The organism is Burkholderia sp. BCC0405 (assembly GCF_902833075.1).
In the GTDB taxonomy this organism is placed as follows: Bacteria; Pseudomonadota; Gammaproteobacteria; order Burkholderiales; family Burkholderiaceae; genus Burkholderia.
This window is the reverse complement of sequence record NZ_CADFEO010000069.1, coordinates 1-474: the sequence shown is the minus strand read 5'-3', so window position 1 is coordinate 474 and position 474 is coordinate 1. Positions and strand designations below refer to the sequence as shown.

Sequence of the window (474 nt, the reverse complement as noted above, 5' to 3'; positions counted from 1 at the left end):
GTGCAGCGCGCGAACGGCGTGTCCAACACCGACATCAACAAGGTTACCGGTAGCTCGGTGACAGTCGGTGGGCAGTCGATGATCGGTATTGGTGGCGATCTGTCCGCCAAGGGCGCGCAGATCGACCTCGGCCAGGGTGGAACGATTGCGGCCAAGGGCAACGTGACGCTCGACGCAGCGAGTGCGACCTCGACAGTGAACAGCAACAGTTCGGGTAGCGACAGTCACGGCAGCTACGCGGAAACGCTGCATACGGCGGATCAGGCGCTGACCGGGACGACGCTCAAGGGTGGCGACACGGTGAATATCGTGTCGGGCAAGGACATTACGCTCTCCGGTAGCGCAATCAGCCTCGACAAGGGCAACGCGAACTTGCTGGCGGCCGGCGATGTGAATGTCGGCACGGCAACCGAGACGCATGAGCTGAACTCACACGAGACGCATAGCCACAGCAATGTGGTGAGCGGCGTGAAG

At 62.0% G+C, this 474-nt stretch carries 1 protein-coding gene; it reads left to right on the top strand.

Annotated elements, in window-relative coordinates; genetic code table 11:
* A partial coding sequence (locus HWX36_RS36730; RefSeq protein ID WP_175958580.1) for a hemagglutinin repeat-containing protein occupies positions 1-474 on the top strand: 474 nt, incomplete at both ends.